Below are 17692 nucleotides of genomic sequence, written 5' to 3'. Positions count from 1 at the left end.
CCCCGCCGCTCAGGCCCCCTGGGCGGCGAGTTCCCGTACGGCGGGCGGGAGGGCGGGGTCGGCGGCCAGACGGGCCAGGGCGGGACGGCTCTCCGGGAGTTCGGGGGTGAGGCGGAGCATCCAGACGGCCTGTTCGGCGGCGAGCCCCCGGCGGGCGCAGAGCTCCGCCAGCTCCGGGGCCCAGGGGGTGAGGCCCGAGGTGTCGTCGACGGTCAGGCCCAGCCAGCGCAGGGTCTGCTCGGCGATCCAGGCGGAGATGCGGAGCGTCCAGCACGCCGTGAAGTCCGTCGTGTCCAGGCCCGCCCGGGCGCACCGCGCCTCCGCCTCGGCCATCCGGCCCCGGGTCACGTCACGCGCGTACGGCATCAGCCTCCGCAGGATGACCCGGGCCTCGATCCAGTCGGGCGGTTCCTCTCCCTCGGGGAGGTACTCGGCCCGTACCTCGGGGGGCGGCTCCGGTACGGCGAGGGGGGCCGGCGGCAGGCAGGCCTCCAGTACGGCGCGGGCGAGGGCCAGGTTCCCGGGGGTCTCCATGGTCTCGGGCGGCCAGCCGAAGCCGGTGTCCCAGGCGTACGGGAAGGACCGTACCGGCTCGGGAAGGAGCGGTGTGGCGCCGTCCCGCACGCCACCGTCCCGCACGCCCCCGTCGCGCTCGCCACCGTCCCGCACACCCCCGCCCCGCACGCCGCCTTCCTCCGCACCGTCGTCCTTCAAGCCGCCCTCCCCCGCACCGTCGTCCTTCGTCACGACACCCCCAGGTATTCCATCGCGCTCTCGGGCGTGTCCATCCTGCCCGCATCGCGCGCCGCCTGCTGCTCGGCCGGGCTCTTCGCGTTCCAGGCGGCGTCCAGGTCCCTGAGCTGCCGGGGGCTGATGTCCTGGCCGTCGATCCGGACGCTCAGGCCGTTCTCCGCGAAGGTCTGCGCGGGGGTGCCGGGCGGGGTGGTGCCGGTCTTCTTGTCCTTCTGGTAGCCGTTGAAGATCCTGTCCCAGTCCGTCGTGTTCTGGATCTCGTACCGCGCCGCGCGCGGCGGGTTCGCCCCCTGCTGCCCGGCCCATTCGGCCAGCCGCTCGGCCTGGGCGGGCAGGGACGCCTGGGTGGTGGCGTTGGCGGTGTTCTTGACCTCCACCACATGGACCGTGCCGTCCCGGCCCCGGTAGACGACATCGGCGTCGTCGATGCCCGTGAGATCGGCGGAGGTGCCGTCCCCGAAGTCCACCGACTGACGGCCCTTCTTCTCTCCGACGCCCGCGAAGACCCTGGTGCCGTCCGCTGCTTCCAGTTCGGCGGCCCGCGTCGCGGCGCGGACCTCGGCCATGGCCTCCGCGAGCTGGTGCCGGTTGGTGGCTCTCAGCACATCCGCGCCGAGGGAGCCACGGCTCTGGTTGTCGATCCGGGTGTTGTCGAGCATGTCGGAGAGATCGTCCAGCGCGGCGGCCAGCTCGTCCTTGCCGAACTCGCCACGCCGGTGGTCCGGGTTGTCCTTGGCCCGCTGGGTGAGCCGGTCGAGCGCGTTCTCGTCGAGGTTGAACCGGTCCTGCTTGGGCGTCTTCTGCTTGTTCCGCCCGTCCAGGATGGTCTGCCTGGCCCGGTCGGCCGCCTCGTCGAGTTCGACGCCGGTGGCGGCCCGGTCGGCCTCGTCGGCCTCCCGCCGCGCGTCGCGCGCGTCGTCCGCCTCCGCGCCCTCGCACCTGTCGCCGCCCGCGGCGAGCACGATCAGGGGTACGGAGGCCCGGGGCGCGGCAAGGACACCCGTACCGGAGCCGGCCACACCGTACGGACCGCCGGACGGGCCGTCAGATGTGCCACCGCCGCCGTACGGTACGCGGAGCGCGCCGCCCAGCGCGATCGAGCAGCTTCCGGCCTCCTCGACATGGCGCGTCGCCTCGTCGGCGTGCTCGCGGGCCTCGTCCGCCGCCTCGCGGGCGGCCCTGGAGTCCCCGAGGCCGGCGGCCCGCCGGGCCCGGTTCGCTGCCTCGCCCGCGCTCTCGGCGGCCTCGGCGATCTTCTGGGCCACCTTGCCCAGCTTGCCGAGTTTGCTGACCTTGCCGACCACCTTGAGGTCGACGCCGGGGATGAAGAGCGAGCCGATGTTCCAGATGACGTTGGTGGTGGCCCGGGTCCGCTCACCGTTGTTCCACCGCTCGCGGACCTCGTCCCCGATGAACATGTCGTCCAGGACCGAGCCGCCGGTGCTGACCGCGGCGCCGCCCCAGCCGAGGATCGCGCCGAAGTAGTCGCCGTCGTCCCACTTGTCGGAGGCACTGCGGGAGTTCTCGTTCCACCGGTCGGCGATCACACCGCCGTACTCCCGGAGCCCTTCGAAGGTCTCCACGGGGTGCCTGATCGTGTTGTACAGGTCCGTGACATCGCCCCAGACCCCGTCGACGAACAGGCCCTCCGCTGTCTGCGAGATCTTGTCCCAGGTGCATCCCCAGAATCCGGAGCAGTCGTTCCGGTCCTCGCCGCCGTCGCCGTTCTCCCCGCGCTCCTCCTGCTGCTCCGGGGAGAAGATGGGCTCGTACGGGTCGGTGGGGTCGCCCGCCTCCTCGTCCTCGGGAAGCCCGGAGCCGGCGGGGGCGTCTACGTTGCCGGCCGTACCGCCGGAACCACCGGAACCACCGGATTCGCCTGTGGCGCCGGAGCCGCCTGTGCCGCTGGAGCCTCCTGAGCCACCGGTGGCGCCGCCCGTACCGCCGTCGGCGCCGCCCGTGGCCCCGCCGCTCGCCCCCTCCGTACCGCCGTCGGCGCCGCCCGTACCCCCGGTGGCACCCCCCGTCGTACCCGTCGTACCCGTCGTGCCCCCCGTGTCCCCCGCATCCCCCTGGACCCCGTCGCGGGCCTCGACCGACTGGCCGTCGTCGCCCTCCGCCGCGCAGCCGACGTCGAAGACGGAGCAGATACGGCTCTGGATGCCGCCGCCGATCTGCGCGGCGCCGACCACCAGACCGCCGATGACCGCCACGACGACCAGGACGAGGCCCAGGTACTCCATCGCCGTCTGGCCCCGGTCCCGGCGCCACCTGATCATGTGGGCGAGGGAGAACGGGGGGCTCACGGCGCGTTCGTGAGCCTCCAGCAGGAACCACTCACGGGTGCGCACCCGGCTCAGCAGCACCAGGGCCACCACGGGCAGCGCCATCTGGGTGAGGCCGCGCCCCGAGCCGTCGCGGAGGTTGGCGAGGCCGCCGAGGATCAGCCAGGCCTGGACGGCGACCAGCCCCCACCAGACCCTGATCCCGCCGTCCGGCGCCTGCCGGGCGAGCAGCCAGCCGGCCAGCCCCGGCAGCGACGCGTACGCGACGAGCCCGATCAGCTGGCCGTCGACCGCGTCCGCCGTGAGGGCGCTCAGCAGCACCCCGAGCCCGCCGAGCAGCGTCGCGCCGAAGAGGAAATACGCCAGGATCCGCACCGTCACGAGATGCCTGGGCATGGGCCGCCGGCCGGCCCCTGTCCCCGCCCCCGCGCCGGGCCCCGTACCCGCGAATGACATGTCAGACCTCAAACCGCCCCGAAAAGAAGGGCTGTTCATGGTGGCGCACGTCGCCCCACCCCCCGTGGTGGCCGACGGTACGTCAGTCGCCACGTCATGTCACAGGCCCCAGGGCTCCATCGGGACGCGACCGTTACACCCGGACAACACGAACGGGACAGGAAGGAGGGCGACATTTTGCCAAATCGGGGAACATACCGGTGTGTCGCGTTACCAACTCTTGGGGTTCTGTAAATCTTTTCCCCGTACCCCCCACCCCCACTTCTCACCCCCACCCGAGGAGAGCCATGCGTTACGGAAATGCCCTGCGGGAAGCGGTGCGGACCCCCGGCACCACCCCGCTCATCGGTATCTACGACATGTATTCCGCCTCCATCGCGGCCCAGCACTACGACGGCTTCTTCGTCTCCGGATTCGGCTTCGCCGCCTCGCACTACGGGCTGCCCGACATCGGCTACATCGCCTGGCCCGACATGGTGGCCTTCGCGGAGCGGCTCCGGCTGGCCTTCCCCGCCCACCACATGCTGGTGGACATCGACGACGGCTACGTCGACCCCGAGGTCGCCTGCCATGTCGTCCAGCGGCTGGAGCGGGCCGGGACCTCCGGGGTGATCCTGGAGGACCAGAAGCGGCCCCGGCGGTGCGGGCACGCGGACGGGAAGCTGATCCTGCCGCTGGAGGAGTACCTGGCCAAGCTGGACCTGGTGCTGCGGAGCCGGGAGGAGCTGCTGGTGGTGGCCCGTACGGACGCCACGGAGGAGGCGGAGATCGTACGGCGCGCCCAGGCGCTCGCGGAGACGGAGGCGGACGTCATCCTGGTCGACGGGGTGCGGAGCGTGGAGTGGATCCGGCGGATCCGGTCGGTCGTCGGCGACAAGCCGCTGCTCTTCAACCAGATCGCGGGCGGGAAGTCGCCCCGGCTCTCGCTCACCGAACTCACCGAACTCGGCGTCGACGTGGCGATCTACAGCACGCCGTGCCTTTTCGCGGCGCACGGCGCGATCGAGGGCGCGCTCGTCGATCTGAAGATGTCCGACGGGCGGCTCCCGGACACCCGGGAGACGAATGCCATCGGCGTGCGGGGCGCCACGGAGCTGCTGGAGAAGAACATCAGCAGGCACCACGACTTCCGCGGCCCCGCGCCCGTACCGGCGTCGGCCACCGGGTCCGTACCGGCGTCGGCCACCGGATCCGTTCCCGCTTCGGTCTGAGCGGGGCGGTGAACTCCATGTCATCCCACCTCTTCGGGCCCGGACTCCGGGCCGGGCTCCGGGCCGGATTCGGGGCCGCGACGGTCGCGGGCGCATCGCTCCTGTACGGCGCCACCTGCGCCGCCGCCGCACCCGCACCCGCACCCGCACCCGCACCCGCCGGGAACGTCGGGCTCATCGTGGTCGACAACTCGGACGCGGACTCCTGGCTGGAGGTCGACCGCACCCTCAACACCCTGATCGGCAGCAAGGGGACGGCCGGCAGCGATCACGACGGGGGCGGCGGCGCGATCGACGTCCAGGCCGGGGAGAGCTCCGGCGCCACGCCGGGCCTCCTCGGCTGGATCCCCCAGATCGGCCACCCGCCCTGGCAGGGCGACGACGGCGGGGGCGACTGAGGGGGGCGACTCAGAGAGGCGATGGCCGCGGCCCGGCGAGCGGGCCGCGACAGTACGGAACGCGCCACAGTACGGCCGGGGTTCGACGGGGTTTCCCGCCACCCGGCCGTACTGACGTTCACAGGATTCGCACAGCCGTGCCACAGTCGCCCCACAGTTGACCGGTCTGTCGAGGTGGAACGACAAGCCGTGAAACGTCCGCTTAACGAACACCCCATGTCGCGCAGCGAACGACTTCCGGCCAACTTGTTGACGCGCTCCTGACAGGAGTAGTCCACTGCTGCCACTCTTCCCCCGTTCTTCCGCTTCATCAAGCGCTCATCAAGCGCCCGTCGAGCGCTCATGGAGTGTCACCACCCTCCACACAGCTCCGCGTGCACCGCCGGGCGGCCCACCGGGCCTCCCGGTCCCCCCTCGCAGAAGGAGTCAGCGTGAGACCCACTCACAGACCCCGCCGGCGCGCCACCGCCACCGGTGCCCTGCTCGCCGTGGCGGCGATGCTCACCGTCGGCGTCCAGGCGGGCCCCGCCGCCGCGCGGCCGGACGACGCCCCGACGGCCGTCCCCGCGCTCGCGCCCGCGAACGTGGCGGCGCGGGACGCCGCGCCCGGTTCGCTGCCCCGCTCGCTCTCCCCCTCGCAACGCGCCGAGCTGCTGCGCGAGGCCGACGCGACCAAGGCGGCCACCGCCGAGGAACTGGGCCTCGGCGCCCAGGAGAAGCTGGTGGTACGCGATGTCGTCCAGGACGTGGACGGCACCACGCACACCCGGTACGAGCGCACCTACCAGGGGCTGCCGGTCCTCGGCGGCGACCTCGTCGTCGCCACGTCGGAGGCGGGCGCGACGGAGTATGTCGGCAAGGCCTCGAAGGCGAGCCTGAAGAACGTCTCCACCACGGCGGCCGTGGCGCCCGCCGCCGCCGAGAAGCAGGCGGTCGCCCTCGCGGCGGCCGACGGCTCGGCGAAGACCTCGGCGGAGAGCGCGCCGCGCAAGGTCGTCTGGATGGCGGAGGGGACCCCCACCCTCGCGTACGAGACGGTCGTCGGCGGTCTCCAGCACGACGGCACGCCGAACGAGCTGCACGTCATCACCGACGCCACCACCGGCGAGAAGCTCTACGAGTACCAGGGCGTGGCGAACGGCATCGGCAACACCCAGTACAGCGGCCAGGTCACCCTGGGCTCCACCGCGTCGGGCTCCACGTACAACCTCACCGACGGGGGCCGCGGCAACCACCGTACGTACAACCTGAACCGCTCCACCTCGGGCACCGGCACCCTCTTCTCCAACTCCACGGACACCTGGGGCAACGGCCTGCCCGCGAACCTGGAGACGGCGGGCGCCGACGCCGCGTACGGGGCGGCCGAGACCTGGGACTACTACAAGAACGTCTTCGGCCGTACCGGGATCCGGGGCGACGGCGTCGGCGCGTACTCCCGCGTCCACTACAGCAGCGGCTACGTCAACGCCTTCTGGCAGGACTCCTGCTTCTGCATGACGTACGGCGACGGCTCCGGCAACGCCCGGCCGCTGACCTCGATCGACGTGGCGGGCCACGAGATGACGCACGGGGTCACCTCGGTGACGGCCAAGCTCGTCTACAGCGGCGAGTCCGGCGGTCTGAACGAGGCGACCTCCGACATCTTCGCCACGGCCGTCGAGTTCTACGCCGACAACCCGAACGACCCGGGCGACTACCTCATCGGCGAGAAGATCAACATCTACGGCGACGGCAGGCCGCTGCGGTACATGGACCAGCCGAGCAGGGACGGCGTCTCCAAGGACTACTGGTACTCCGGTATCGGCAGCGTGGACGTCCACTACTCCTCGGGTCCGGCGAACCACTTCTTCTACCTGCTCTCCGAGGGCAGCGGCGCCAAGACCATCAACGGCGTCTCGTACAACTCGCCGACCTCGGACGGGCTCGCGGTGACCGGGATCGGCCGGGACAAGGCCGCGGCGATCTGGTTCCGGGCGCTCACCACGAAGTTCACCTCGACGACCAACTACGCGGCGGCCCGTACCGGGACGCTCGCGGCGGCGGGTGAGCTCTACGGCACGTCGAGCGCCGAGTACACGGCCGTGGCCAACGCCTGGGCGGCCATCGCGGTCGGCTCCCGTCCGTAAGCACGGCACAGCACACCTCTCCGGCACACCACGGGCCGCCCGGGGCATCCTCGCCCCGGGCGGTCCCGCGCGTCGCAGCCCCGGGCGGCCCCCCGGGCGTCGAAAAGGAAACGAACCTCGTCGAGGGCGCGGCGTACGGTACGGGTGTCCCCCCACCCGAGCCGAAGGAGCCGCGCCCGTGTCCGGAATCGCCGAAGCCACCGGAATCACCTACGACGACGTCAAGCAGGCGGCGGACCGGATCGCCGGGCAGGTGCGCCCCGTCTCCGTGGCGCTCGCGGACCCGGCCGGCGCTTCCGGCCCGGGGCCCGAGCTCTGGCTGGCGCTGGAGCACCTCCAGTACACGGGGAGCTTCAAGGCCCGCGGCGCCCAGAACTTCCTCCGCGCCCACCACGCCGCCGGCACCCTGCCGGACGCGGGCGTGACCATCGCATCGGGCGGCAACGCCGGGCTCGCCTGCGCCTGGGCGGCGCGGCAGCACTCCGTACGGGCCACGGTCTTCCTGCCGGAGACGGCCCCGCCGGTGAAGGTGGCCCGGCTGCGCTCGTACGGGGCGGAGGTGCGGCTGACCGGGTCGACGTACGGGGAGGCGCTGGCGGCCTGCGGGGAGTTCGGCGCCACGACGGGCGCGCTCTCCTCGCACGCGTACGACCATCCGCTGATCGCGGCCGGCGCGGGCACCCTGATGGAGGAGATCCACGCCCATCTGCCCGAGCTGGACACGGTGGTGGTGTCGGTGGGCGGCGGCGGCCTCTTCACCGGGGTCGCGACGGCCGCGCTCCACCACGGGGTACGGGTGGTCGCGGTCGAGCCGGAGCACTGCCGGGCCCTGAACGCCGCGCTGGAGGCGGGGCGGGTCGTGGACTCCCCGGTCGACTCGGTGGCGTCCGACTCGCTGGGCGCGACCCGGGCCTCCGCCATGGCGCTGGAGACGGCCGGACGGGAGGGGGTGCGCTCGGTGCTGGTCCCGGACTCCGCGATCACGGCGGCCCGGCAGGCGCTCTGGGACGGCCACCGGATCGCCGTGGAGCACGCGGCGTCGACGGCGCTGGCGGCCCTGACCGCCGGGGCGGCGGACGACGGAGCAGGCGCCGGGGACGGGCGGTACGGCTACCGGCCCGCCCCCGGCGAGCGGATCTGCGTGGTGCTGTGCGGCGCCAACACCGACCTCACCACGCTCGTCCGAGGCACGGACACCTGAGCCAGGCTCACCTGAGGCGCGCCCGGGGGGGGCGCCCGCCCGGCTCCGGCGCCCGTGAGCCGCCCTCAGCGCAGCAGCACCCCCGCGCCCTCCCCGGTCGCCTCCGTCGGCAGCGCCACCAGCCCCAGCTCCGCGCTGGTGGCGAGGGACGGGTGGGCGGGCAGGACGCGGACGGTGTAGCCGTACGGGCCCGTACGGTCCAGGGCGAGCGGGCCCTCGTACACCCAGCGCCCCTCCAGGTCCGGGCCGCCGGCCGGTTTGAGCGGGAACGGGCGCGCGTCCACCAGTGTGTCGTCCGAGCCGACCCGGCCAGCGACGGCCTGCACCTCGACATCGTCGGGGCGCAGTTCGCCGAGGGCGACGGCGACCCGGAGGGTGAGGGTGGAACCCAGCTCGGTGCTGCCCCCGGCGCCGGTGGCTGCCACCGCCTCGACATAGTCGACGGAGACATACGGCCAGAGCGTGCGGGTCCGGTACTTCCAGGCGGCCACCGCGGCCGCCGTACCGGGGTCGAGGGCGCGGTGGGCGCGGGCGGCCGGGGCGTAGAGCCGCTCCACGTACTCGCGCACCATCCGCCCCGCGAGCACCTTGGGCCCCAGGGTGACCAGGGTGCTCCGCACCATCTCGATCCACCGCTCCGGCAGCCCGCCGTCCGGGGAGCCGCCCGCGCCGCTCCGGTCGTAGAAGCGGGGGGCGACGCGCTCCTCGATGAGTCCGTAGAGGGCGCCCGCCTCCAGTTCGTCGCGGCGGTCCTCGTCGGCGGTGACGGTGTCGGCGGTGGGGATCGCCCAGCCGAAGTCCGGCTCGAACCACTCGTCCCACCAGCCGTCCAGCACCGAGAGGTTGAGACAACCGTTGAGCGCCGCCTTCATCCCGCTGGTGCCGCACGCCTCCAGCGGGCGGAGCGGGTTGTTGAGCCAGACGTCGCAGCCGGGGTAGAGCTTCCGCGCCATGCCCATGCCGTAGTCGGGCAGGAAGACGATGCGGTGGCGGACGCGCGGGTCGTCGGCGAACCGGACCAGCTCCCGCACCAGCCGCTTGCCGCCGTCGTCGGCCGGGTGGGCCTTGCCGGCGACGACGATCTGCACCGGCCGCTCCGGGTGGAGCAGCAGCCGGGTGAGCCGCTCCCGGTCGCGGAGCATCAGGGTGAGGCGCTTGTACGAGGGGACGCGGCGGGCGAAGCCGATGGTGAGGACGGACGGGTCGAGCACCCCGTCGATCCAGCCGAGTTCGGCCTCCTCGGCGCCGCGCGAGCGCCAGGAGTCGCGGAGCCTGCGGCGTACCTCGGTGACGAGCTGGCCGCGCAGTTCGCGCCGTACGGCCCAGAGTCCGGCGGCCGGGGTGGTGGTGAAGTCGGGGAGCTCCGAGAGATCAGCGAGGTCGGCGAGGTCGCCGGGGGTGCCGAGGCGGGCCATCTCGGGGGCGGTCCAGGTGGGGGCGTGCACCCCGTTGGTGACGGAGGTGAGGGGCACCTCCTCGGGGTCGAAGCCGGGCCAGAGGCCGGCGAACATCTGCCGGCTGACGGCTCCGTGGAGGGTGGAGACGCCGTTGGCGCGCTGGGCGAGGCGCAGCCCCATGACGGCCATGTTGAAGAGGTGGGGGTCGCCGCCAGGGTAGCTCTCCATGCCGAGTCCGAGGACGCGTTCGACGGGGACGCCGGGGAGTTCGCCGTCGTCGCCGAAGTGACGGGCGACCAGGTCGCGGTCGAAGCGGTCGATGCCGGCCGGTACGGGGGTGTGGGTGGTGAAGACCGTACCGGCGCGGACGGTCTCCAGCGCGGCCTCGAACCCCATGGCGGTACGGGCCGGATCGGCGCCCGGGGCGCCCGGCTCGCCGCCCGGGGCGGCGGCGGGATCGGCGGCGGGGGCGACGCCGGGGGCGGTGACGAGTTCGCGGATGCGCTCCAGGCCGAGGAAGCCGGCGTGGCCCTCGTTGGTGTGGAAGACCTCGGGGGCGGGGTGCCCGGTGAGGCGGCAGAAGGTGCGGAGCGCGCGGACGCCGCCGATGCCGAGGAGCATCTCCTGGAGGAGCCGGTGTTCGCTGCCGCCGCCGTAGAGCCGGTCGGTGACCTCGCGTTCGCCGGGGCCGTTCTCCTCGACGTCCGAGTCGAGGAGGAGCAGCGGGACGCGGCCGACGTCGGCCTGCCAGATTCCGGCGTACAGGGTGCGGTGTCCCGGGAGGGCGAGGGCGACGCGGGCGGCGGTGCCGTCGGGTTCGCGGAGCGGGGTGAGGGGCAGCTCGTTGGGGTCGAGGACCGGGTAGTGCTCCTGCTGCCAGCCGTCCCGGGAGAGGGACTGGCGGAAGTAGCCGTGCCGGTAGAGGAGTCCGACGCCGATGAGGGGGACGCCGAGGTCGCTGGCGGCCTTGAGGTGGTCGCCGGCGAGGATGCCGAGGCCGCCGGAGTACTGCGGCAGCGCCGCCGTCACACCGAACTCTGGCGAGAAGTAGCCAATGGCCGCGGGGAGTGCCGCGCTCCCGCGTACGCCCCCCGCGCCCCCCGTTCCCGGCTCCCCGGATCCGGCTTCCCCGGCCGCCGTTTCCGGCTCCCCGGCGTGTTCCTGGTACCAGCGGGCGCCGTGCAGATAGGTGTCGAGGTCGGCGGCGACGGCGGTGAGCCGGTCGAGGAAGGAGCGGTCCGCCGCGAGGGCGGCGAGGCGTACGGCGCCGACGCCGCCCAGCATCCGTACCGGGTCGGCGCCGGAGGCGCGCCACCCGTCGGGGTCGACGGACTCGAAGAGTTCACGGGTCTCGGTATGCCAGGACCAGCGCAGGTTCCTGGCGAGGTCACCGAGGGGCCGGAGGGGGTCGGGCAGGACGGGGCGGACGGTGAACCGACGGATTGCCTTCACGTGTTCCACCTTCGCAAGGGACATCGAGGGACGTTCGGACCGCTGAAGGGAGGTTCGGGGTGGTACGGGGATGTTCGGGGCGGTACGGAGACGTTCGCGGGGGCGTGCGCAGGGGGCGGTCTTCGACCGTAGCCCTACCCCGCCCGGCGCGACCACGGCGCACACATGGGGGTGAATGCACTCCATTCGCTCCCTCCCCGGTGGTTTCCCCGCTTGTCCCGTCGGTGATATCGCGGAGGTGTGGTGCGGGCGATGACGGCGGGAGGAGTTAACACGGGAGCCGGATTGCCGCCCGGAAACACCCGGGAAGGCTCCAGAGACACCCAGCGCGTCTACCGCACCTGAGCGCGCCCCGTCCCGATTTCCAGCGCTATTCGAGTGAACGCGGACAGGAGAGGTCATGCTCGCAGCCTCGCAGTCGCCCATCGAGCAGCTACAAAGAGCATCAAAACCACAAAAAGCACGTAAACCCGCGCGCCGCTCGGGGCGCTCGGCGCCGCCGTGGCCCCGCACTGCGAGACCTCCGTTCCACCTGCCCCATCCGCACCACCCGTCCTGCCTGTCAAGCCCGCACAGCCCTCAGGTGATCCAGTGAAACCGCTGATCGGACGCATTCCCGTCCTGGATGTCCACCCTCTCGTCGACTGTGGCAGACGCCCGGCGAAGGCGGTGGTCGGTGAGTCCTTCGAGGTCACCGCCACCGTCTTCGGCGAAGGCCATGACGCGGTCGCCGCCAATGTCGTCCTCGTGGACCCGGGCGGACGCCCGGGCCCCTGGACCCCGATGCGTGAACTCGCCCCCGGCACCGACCGCTGGGGCGCCGAGGTCACCCCCACCGAGGAAGGCCGGTGGTCGTACACGGTCGAGGCGTGGGGCGACCCCGTCACGACCTGGCGCCATGCCGCCGGGGTGAAGATCCCGGCGGGGACCGACGATGCCGGCCTGGTCCTCGCGGAGGGCGCCGAACTCTACGAGCGCGCCGCCGCCGGGGTGCCGAAGCGGGACGGCCGGGAGGCCGTGCTCGCCGCCGCCGACGCGCTGCGGGACACCGCGCTGCCGGCCGCCGCCCGGCTCGCCGCCGCGCTCGCCCCGGAGGCCACCGCGGCCCTCGGCCGCCACCCGCTGCGCGAACTGGTCACGTCCTCGCGCCCGCTGCCGCTCCTGGTCGAGCGGCGCCGCGCGCTCTACGGGTCGTGGTACGAGCTCTTCCCGCGCTCCGAGGGCGCGGTGGTCCGGGCGGGCGAGCCGCCGGTGAGCGGCACCCTGCGGACGGCGGCCGAGCGGCTGCCCGCGGTGGCCGCGATGGGGTTCGACGTGGTCTATCTGCCGCCGGTCCACCCCATCGGCACGACCTTCCGCAAGGGCCCCGACAACAGCCTCACGCCGGGCCCCGAGGATGTCGGGGTGCCGTGGGCGATCGGCTCGCCCGAGGGCGGCCATGACGAGATCCATCCGGACCTCGGCACGATCGAGGACTTCGACCACTTCGTGGAGCGCGCCCGCACTCTGCGGATGGAGGTCGCGCTCGACTTCGCGCTCCAGTGCTCGCCGGACCACCCGTGGGTCGAGAAGCACCCGGAGTGGTTCCACCACCGGGCGGACGGCTCGGTCGCGTACGCGGAGAACCCGCCCAAGAAGTACCAGGACATCTACCCGATCGCCTTCGACAGCGATCTGCGCGGGCTGGTCCGGGAGACCACCCGGATCCTGCGGTACTGGATGGCGCACGGGGTGCGGATCTTCCGGGTCGACAATCCGCACACGAAGCCGGTGCTCTTCTGGGAGAAGGTCATCGGGAACATCAACCGGACCGATCCCGATGTCGTCTTCCTCGCGGAGGCGTTCACCCGGCCCGCGATGATGCGGACCCTCGGCGCGATCGGCTTCCAGCAGTCGTACACGTACTTCACCTGGCGCAACACCAAGCGTGAGCTGACGGAGTATCTGACGGAGCTGTCGGGTGAATCCGCCTGGTCCATGCGGCCCAACTTCTTCGTCAACACCCCGGACATCCTGCACGCCTATCTCCAGGAGGGCGGCCGGCCCGCCTTCGAGGCACGGGCGGTGCTCGCGGCGACGATGGCGCCGTCCTGGGGGGTGTACGCGGGGTACGAGCTCTGTGAGAACACCCCGCTCAGGGCAGGGAGCGAGGAGTATCTGAACTCGGAGAAATACCAGCTCAGACCCCGTGACTGGGAGGCCGCCGAGCGTGAGGGGCGGACCATCGCGCCGCTGATCACCGCGCTCAACCGGATCAGACGGCGCCACCCCGCGCTCCAGCAGCTCCGCGATATCCACTTCCACCACACCGACAACGACGCGGTCATCGCGTACAGCAAGCAGTCGGGTACGGACATCGTTCTGGTGGTCGTCAACCTCGACCCCCACCACACCCAGGAGGCGACGGTCTCGTTGGACATGGCACGGCTCGGCCTCGCACGGCACGAGACCGCCCCGGTCCGCGACGAGCTGACCGGCGAGACCTATCACTGGGGCAGCTCCGCCTATGTGCGCCTGGAGCCGGGCGTCAGGCCCGCGCACATCGTGGTGCTGCGACCGTCCCCGCCGATCGGAGGGTCACCCACATCATGATCGTCAATGAGCCCGTCCACGACACGTTCGAGGACACCCCCGCCAAGGACCGCGATCCCGACTGGTTCAAGCGCGCCGTCTTCTACGAGGTCCTGGTCCGTTCGTTCCAGGACAGCAACGGCGACGGCATCGGAGATCTCAAGGGTCTCACCGCAAAACTGGACTATCTCCAGTGGCTCGGGGTCGACTGCCTCTGGCTGCCGCCGTTCTTCAAGTCGCCGCTGCGCGACGGCGGCTACGACGTCTCCGACTACCTCGCCGTGCTCCCGGAGTTCGGCGACCTCGCGGACTTCGTGGAGTTCGTGGACGCCGCGCACCAGCGCGGCATGCGCGTGATCATCGACTTCGTCATGAACCACACGAGCGACCAGCACGACTGGTTCCAGGAGTCCCGCAAGGACCCCGAGGGCCCCTACGGCGACTACTACGTCTGGGCCGACGACGACAAGGCGTTCCAGGACGCCCGGGTCATCTTCGTGGACACGGAGACGTCGAACTGGACCTTCGACCCGGTCCGCAAGCAGTACTACTGGCACCGCTTCTTCTCCCACCAGCCGGATCTCAACTACGAGAACCCGAAGGTGCAGGAGGAGATCGTCTCCGCGCTCCGCTTCTGGCTCGACCTGGGCATCGACGGCTTCCGGCTGGACGCGGTGCCGTACCTGTACCAGGAGGAGAACACCAACTGCGAGAACCTGCCGGCCACCCATCGGTTCCTCAAGCGGGTCCGGGCGGAGATCGACGCGAACTACCCGGACACGGTGATCCTCGCCGAGGCCAACCAGTGGCCCGAGGACGTCGTCGACTACTTCGGGGACTACGGGAAGGGGGGCGACGAGTGCCATATGGCGTTCCACTTCCCGGTGATGCCGCGGATCTTCATGGCCGTACGGCGCGAGTCGCGCTACCCGGTCTCGGAGATCCTGGCGAAGACCCCGGCGATCCCGACCCGCTGCCAGTGGGGCATCTTCCTGCGCAACCATGACGAGCTGACCCTCGAAATGGTCACGGACGAAGAGCGCGACTACATGTACGCGGAGTACGCGAAGGATCCCCGGATGCGGGCGAACATCGGCATCCGGCGCCGGCTCGCCCCGCTGCTGGACAACGACCGGAACCAGATCGAGCTCTTCACAGCGCTGCTGCTGTCGCTGCCCGGCTCCCCGATCCTCTACTACGGGGACGAGATCGGGATGGGCGACAACATCTGGCTGGGCGACCGGGACGCCGTACGGACGCCGATGCAGTGGACACCGGACCGGAACGCGGGGTTCTCCTCCAGCGATCCGGGGCGGCTCTATCTGCCGACGATCATGGACCCGGTCTACGGGTACCAGGTCACCAACGTGGAGGCGGCGATGGCGTCGCCGTCCTCGCTGCTGCACTGGACCCGGCGGATGATCGAGATCCGCAAGCAGAACCCGGCGTTCGGGCTCGGCTCGTACACGGAGCTGCCCTCGTCCAACCCGGCGGTGCTCGCCTTCCTCCGGGAGGCGCCCTCCGAGCAGGGGGACGGCGACGACCTGGTGCTCTGCGTCCACAACTTCTCGCGCTTCGCGCAACCGACCGAGCTGGACCTGAAGGAGTTCAGCGGGCGCCATCCGGTCGAGCTGATCGGCGGGGTGCGCTTCCCGGCGATCGGTGAGTGGCCGTATCTGCTGACGCTGGCGGGCCACGGCTTCTACTGGTTCCGGCTGCGCAAGGACGCGGCGGCGCCGCTTGCCGTATAAGGCGGGCGCGGTCCGGTGCGGGGCGGTTTCCGCCGCCCCGCACGGGGCACGCTCCTCCACATCCCGTTCGATCGATTCGATCAAGTTCGTATTGAAACCGTACGGAATCGAGCCGTACGGATAATCCTCACCCGACACGTCCCGCACAGCCGGACAGCCATTGCCGCAATCCGGGACACTCTGCGCATCCTGTGGTGTGCCCGGGGAAAGGACGCGATGCCATGTCGAAGGCTGCATCCACCCGGATTACTCCGGGTCTCGCCGACCGAAGCAACCCTCCGCAGGACCCCGTGACCTACCCGGCCCAGGACGGGCGCCCCGAGCGGGGCGTCCCCCGGCTCAGGAGCCCCCTGCCCGCCGCGGAGCCGGCCGACGCGGCGCACCGGCTGGTCGGGGCGCTCGCGCCGCTGCTCCATGAGTGGCTGCCGCGTCAACGCTGGTTTGCCGGGAAGGGCCGTCCGGTCACCGGGTTCGCGCCGGTCGCCGTCACCGAGCTGGTCACGGAGGGACCCGGCCGTCCCGGCCTGCTCCATCTGCTCATCCGGGTCGACCAGCACGGCCGGGCCGGACAGCGCTCGGCCCCCGCCCCGGCCCCGGGGCGCGACCGCTACCAGGACTGCTATCAACTCCTCCTCGGGGTGCGGCACACGCTGCCCGCGTCGCTCGCGGGCGCGGCCCTCGGCCGGGTCGAACAGGGCCCGCTGGCCGGCCGTACGGTCTACGAGGGGCTGCACGACCCGTATATCGCCGACGTACTGCTGGAGCGGCTGCGCACCCCGGGGACGCCGGGGCCGCTCCGGTTCTGCCGCGCGGCCCCCGTCCCCGCCGGGCTCACCGGCCGCCTCCTCGACGCCGAACAGTCCAACTCCTCGCTCGTGTACGGGACTTCCGGGGCCGGGTACGGGGCCGACGCACCCGGCGGGCCAGGGTCCGGCGGGTACATCCTGAAGATCCTGCGCCGGGTCTTCCCCGGCCCGCACCCCGATCTGGAGCTGCCGCTCGCCCTCGCCGCCGAGGGGTGCGAGCGGGTCCCCGCGCCGGCCGGCTGGATCGAGGCCGCCGACCCGACGGCGGGCGCCCGGACCGGCGCCGGGGAGACCCTGACGCTCGGGGTGCTCCAGCCGTATCTACGGGACTCCCGGGACGGCTGGTGCCTGGCGCTGGGCGCGCTCACCGGCGACCGGGAGTTCACCGAGGAGGCGCGGGCGCTGGGCCGGGCCACCGCCGAGGTCCATCTGGCGCTCGCCGCCGCGCTGCCCACGGTGACCCTGGGCCGCCGGCAGACCGCGCTGCTCGCGGAGTCCATGACGGAGCGTCTTGAGGCGGCGGCCCGCGCGGTCCCCGCGCTGCTGCCGTACGTCCCGGGGCTGCGCACCGTGTTCGACGCGCTCGCCGCGCTGGGCTCCACGGGGGGCGGCAGGACCGCGCAGCGGGTGCACGGCGATCTCCACCTCGGGCAGGCGCTGCGGACCCCGGACGGCCGCTGGTCGGTCATCGACTTCGAGGGCGAGCCCGCGCGCCCGCTCGCGGAGCGGCGCCGTCCGCAGCTCCCGGTCCGCGATGTCGCGGGCATGCTCAGGTCCTTCGACTACGCGGCGCGCTCCCACGAACCGTGGCGCCCGGAGTGGGCGGCGCGCTGCCGGGCGGCGTTCTGCGAGGGGTACGCGGCGGGCTCCGGCAGCGATCCGCGCGCGGAGCCCGAGGTGCTGCGGGCGTACGAGACGGACAAGGCCGTGTACGAGGTCCTGTACGAGGCGCGGCACCGGCCCGCCTGGCTCCCGGTCCCGATGGCCGCGATCCGCCGGCTGGCCGAGGGCGCCTGAGCCCGAGCCCCTTCCTGCCCGAACCCTTCCTGCCCGTCCCCCGCTCCCCCGTCCCCCGCTCCCCGTTCCCCGCTCCCCCGTTCCCCGCTCCCCCGTTCCTTCTCCTGCGCCGCTCCCCGTTCCCGCGCCTTCCCTCGCTCCCCTCCCCCGCGTTCCCCCCTCCCCCCCACCGTGTGACACCGAAGCCCCTTCCAGGAGGCAGCCCCCGTGACCGCCCGCACGCCGTCCGAGCGCACGCACCAGCCCCAGCCCCAGCCGAAGTCCGCGG

9 protein-coding genes and 1 pseudogene are annotated in these 17692 nt (G+C 72.4%); 7 read left to right on the top strand and 3 right to left on the bottom strand.

Translation table 11 applies throughout. The features are described 5' to 3' along the window. Positions 1 to 9: 9 nt before the first annotated feature. Both AB0O07_RS19020 and AB0O07_RS19015 read right to left on the bottom strand, forming a co-directional pair. Complete coding sequence (locus AB0O07_RS19020) at positions 10 to 747, bottom strand: hypothetical protein (protein WP_365634466.1); 738 nt, start codon at positions 745 to 747, stop codon at positions 10 to 12. Beyond that, a complete protein-coding gene (locus AB0O07_RS19015; protein ID WP_365634463.1) occupies positions 744 to 3434 on the bottom strand; it encodes a hypothetical protein in 2691 nt (896 codons plus the stop codon). The genes AB0O07_RS19020 and AB0O07_RS19015 overlap by 4 nt, the downstream gene beginning before the upstream one ends. 347 nt (positions 3435 to 3781) lie before the next feature. On the opposite strand from AB0O07_RS19015, the gene AB0O07_RS19010 reads away from it, so the two are divergent. The 4 genes and pseudogenes from AB0O07_RS19010 to AB0O07_RS18995 all read left to right on the top strand — a co-directional run bounded on the left by AB0O07_RS19010 (position 3782) and on the right by AB0O07_RS18995 (position 8430). Continuing rightward, entirely contained in the window at positions 3782 to 4705 is a 924-nt protein-coding gene (locus tag AB0O07_RS19010) for an isocitrate lyase/PEP mutase family protein (protein WP_365634460.1), read from the top strand. Between the two features lie 17 nt (positions 4706 to 4722). After that, positions 4723 to 5103: a hypothetical protein gene (locus tag AB0O07_RS19005; protein WP_365634457.1), complete on the top strand. Its 381-nt coding sequence runs from the start codon at positions 4723 to 4725 to the stop codon at positions 5101 to 5103. Between the two features lie 431 nt (positions 5104 to 5534). Then, a pseudogene (locus AB0O07_RS19000) lies at positions 5535 to 7226 on the top strand (M4 family metallopeptidase); the annotation flags it as partial. 181 nt (positions 7227 to 7407) lie between these two features. After that, complete coding sequence (locus AB0O07_RS18995) at positions 7408 to 8430, top strand: serine/threonine dehydratase (protein WP_365634454.1); 1023 nt, start codon at positions 7408 to 7410, stop codon at positions 8428 to 8430. Positions 8431 to 8495: 65 nt separating this feature from the next. On the opposite strand, the gene glgP is transcribed toward AB0O07_RS18995, so the two are convergent. Beyond that, positions 8496 to 11279: an alpha-glucan family phosphorylase gene (glgP, locus tag AB0O07_RS18990; RefSeq protein WP_365634451.1), complete on the bottom strand. Its 2784-nt coding sequence runs from the start codon at positions 11277 to 11279 to the stop codon at positions 8496 to 8498. Positions 11280 to 11879: 600 nt separating this feature from the next. Here glgP and AB0O07_RS18985 point away from each other — a divergent pair. The 3 genes from AB0O07_RS18985 to AB0O07_RS18975 all read left to right on the top strand — a co-directional run bounded on the left by AB0O07_RS18985 (position 11880) and on the right by AB0O07_RS18975 (position 17424). Continuing rightward, positions 11880 to 13871 (top strand): alpha-1,4-glucan--maltose-1-phosphate maltosyltransferase, encoded by a 1992-nt coding sequence (locus AB0O07_RS18985; protein ID WP_365635280.1) that lies wholly within the window; start codon positions 11880 to 11882, stop codon positions 13869 to 13871. Then, positions 13868 to 15601: a maltose alpha-D-glucosyltransferase gene (gene treS / locus AB0O07_RS18980; RefSeq protein WP_365634448.1), complete on the top strand. Its 1734-nt coding sequence runs from the start codon at positions 13868 to 13870 to the stop codon at positions 15599 to 15601. Before AB0O07_RS18985 ends, treS begins: the two co-directional genes overlap by 4 nt. Before the next feature lie 221 nt (positions 15602 to 15822). Further along, positions 15823 to 17424: a maltokinase gene (locus AB0O07_RS18975; RefSeq protein ID WP_365634445.1), complete on the top strand. Its 1602-nt coding sequence runs from the start codon at positions 15823 to 15825 to the stop codon at positions 17422 to 17424. Positions 17425 to 17692 lie beyond the last annotated feature (268 nt).

Origin of the sequence: Streptomyces sp. NPDC093085, from assembly GCF_040683935.1 — a bacterium.
In the GTDB taxonomy this organism is placed as follows: Bacteria; Actinomycetota; Actinomycetes; order Streptomycetales; family Streptomycetaceae; genus Streptomyces.
The sequence above is the reverse complement of the archived record's forward strand: the minus strand, read 5'-3'. Positions and strand labels throughout refer to the sequence as shown.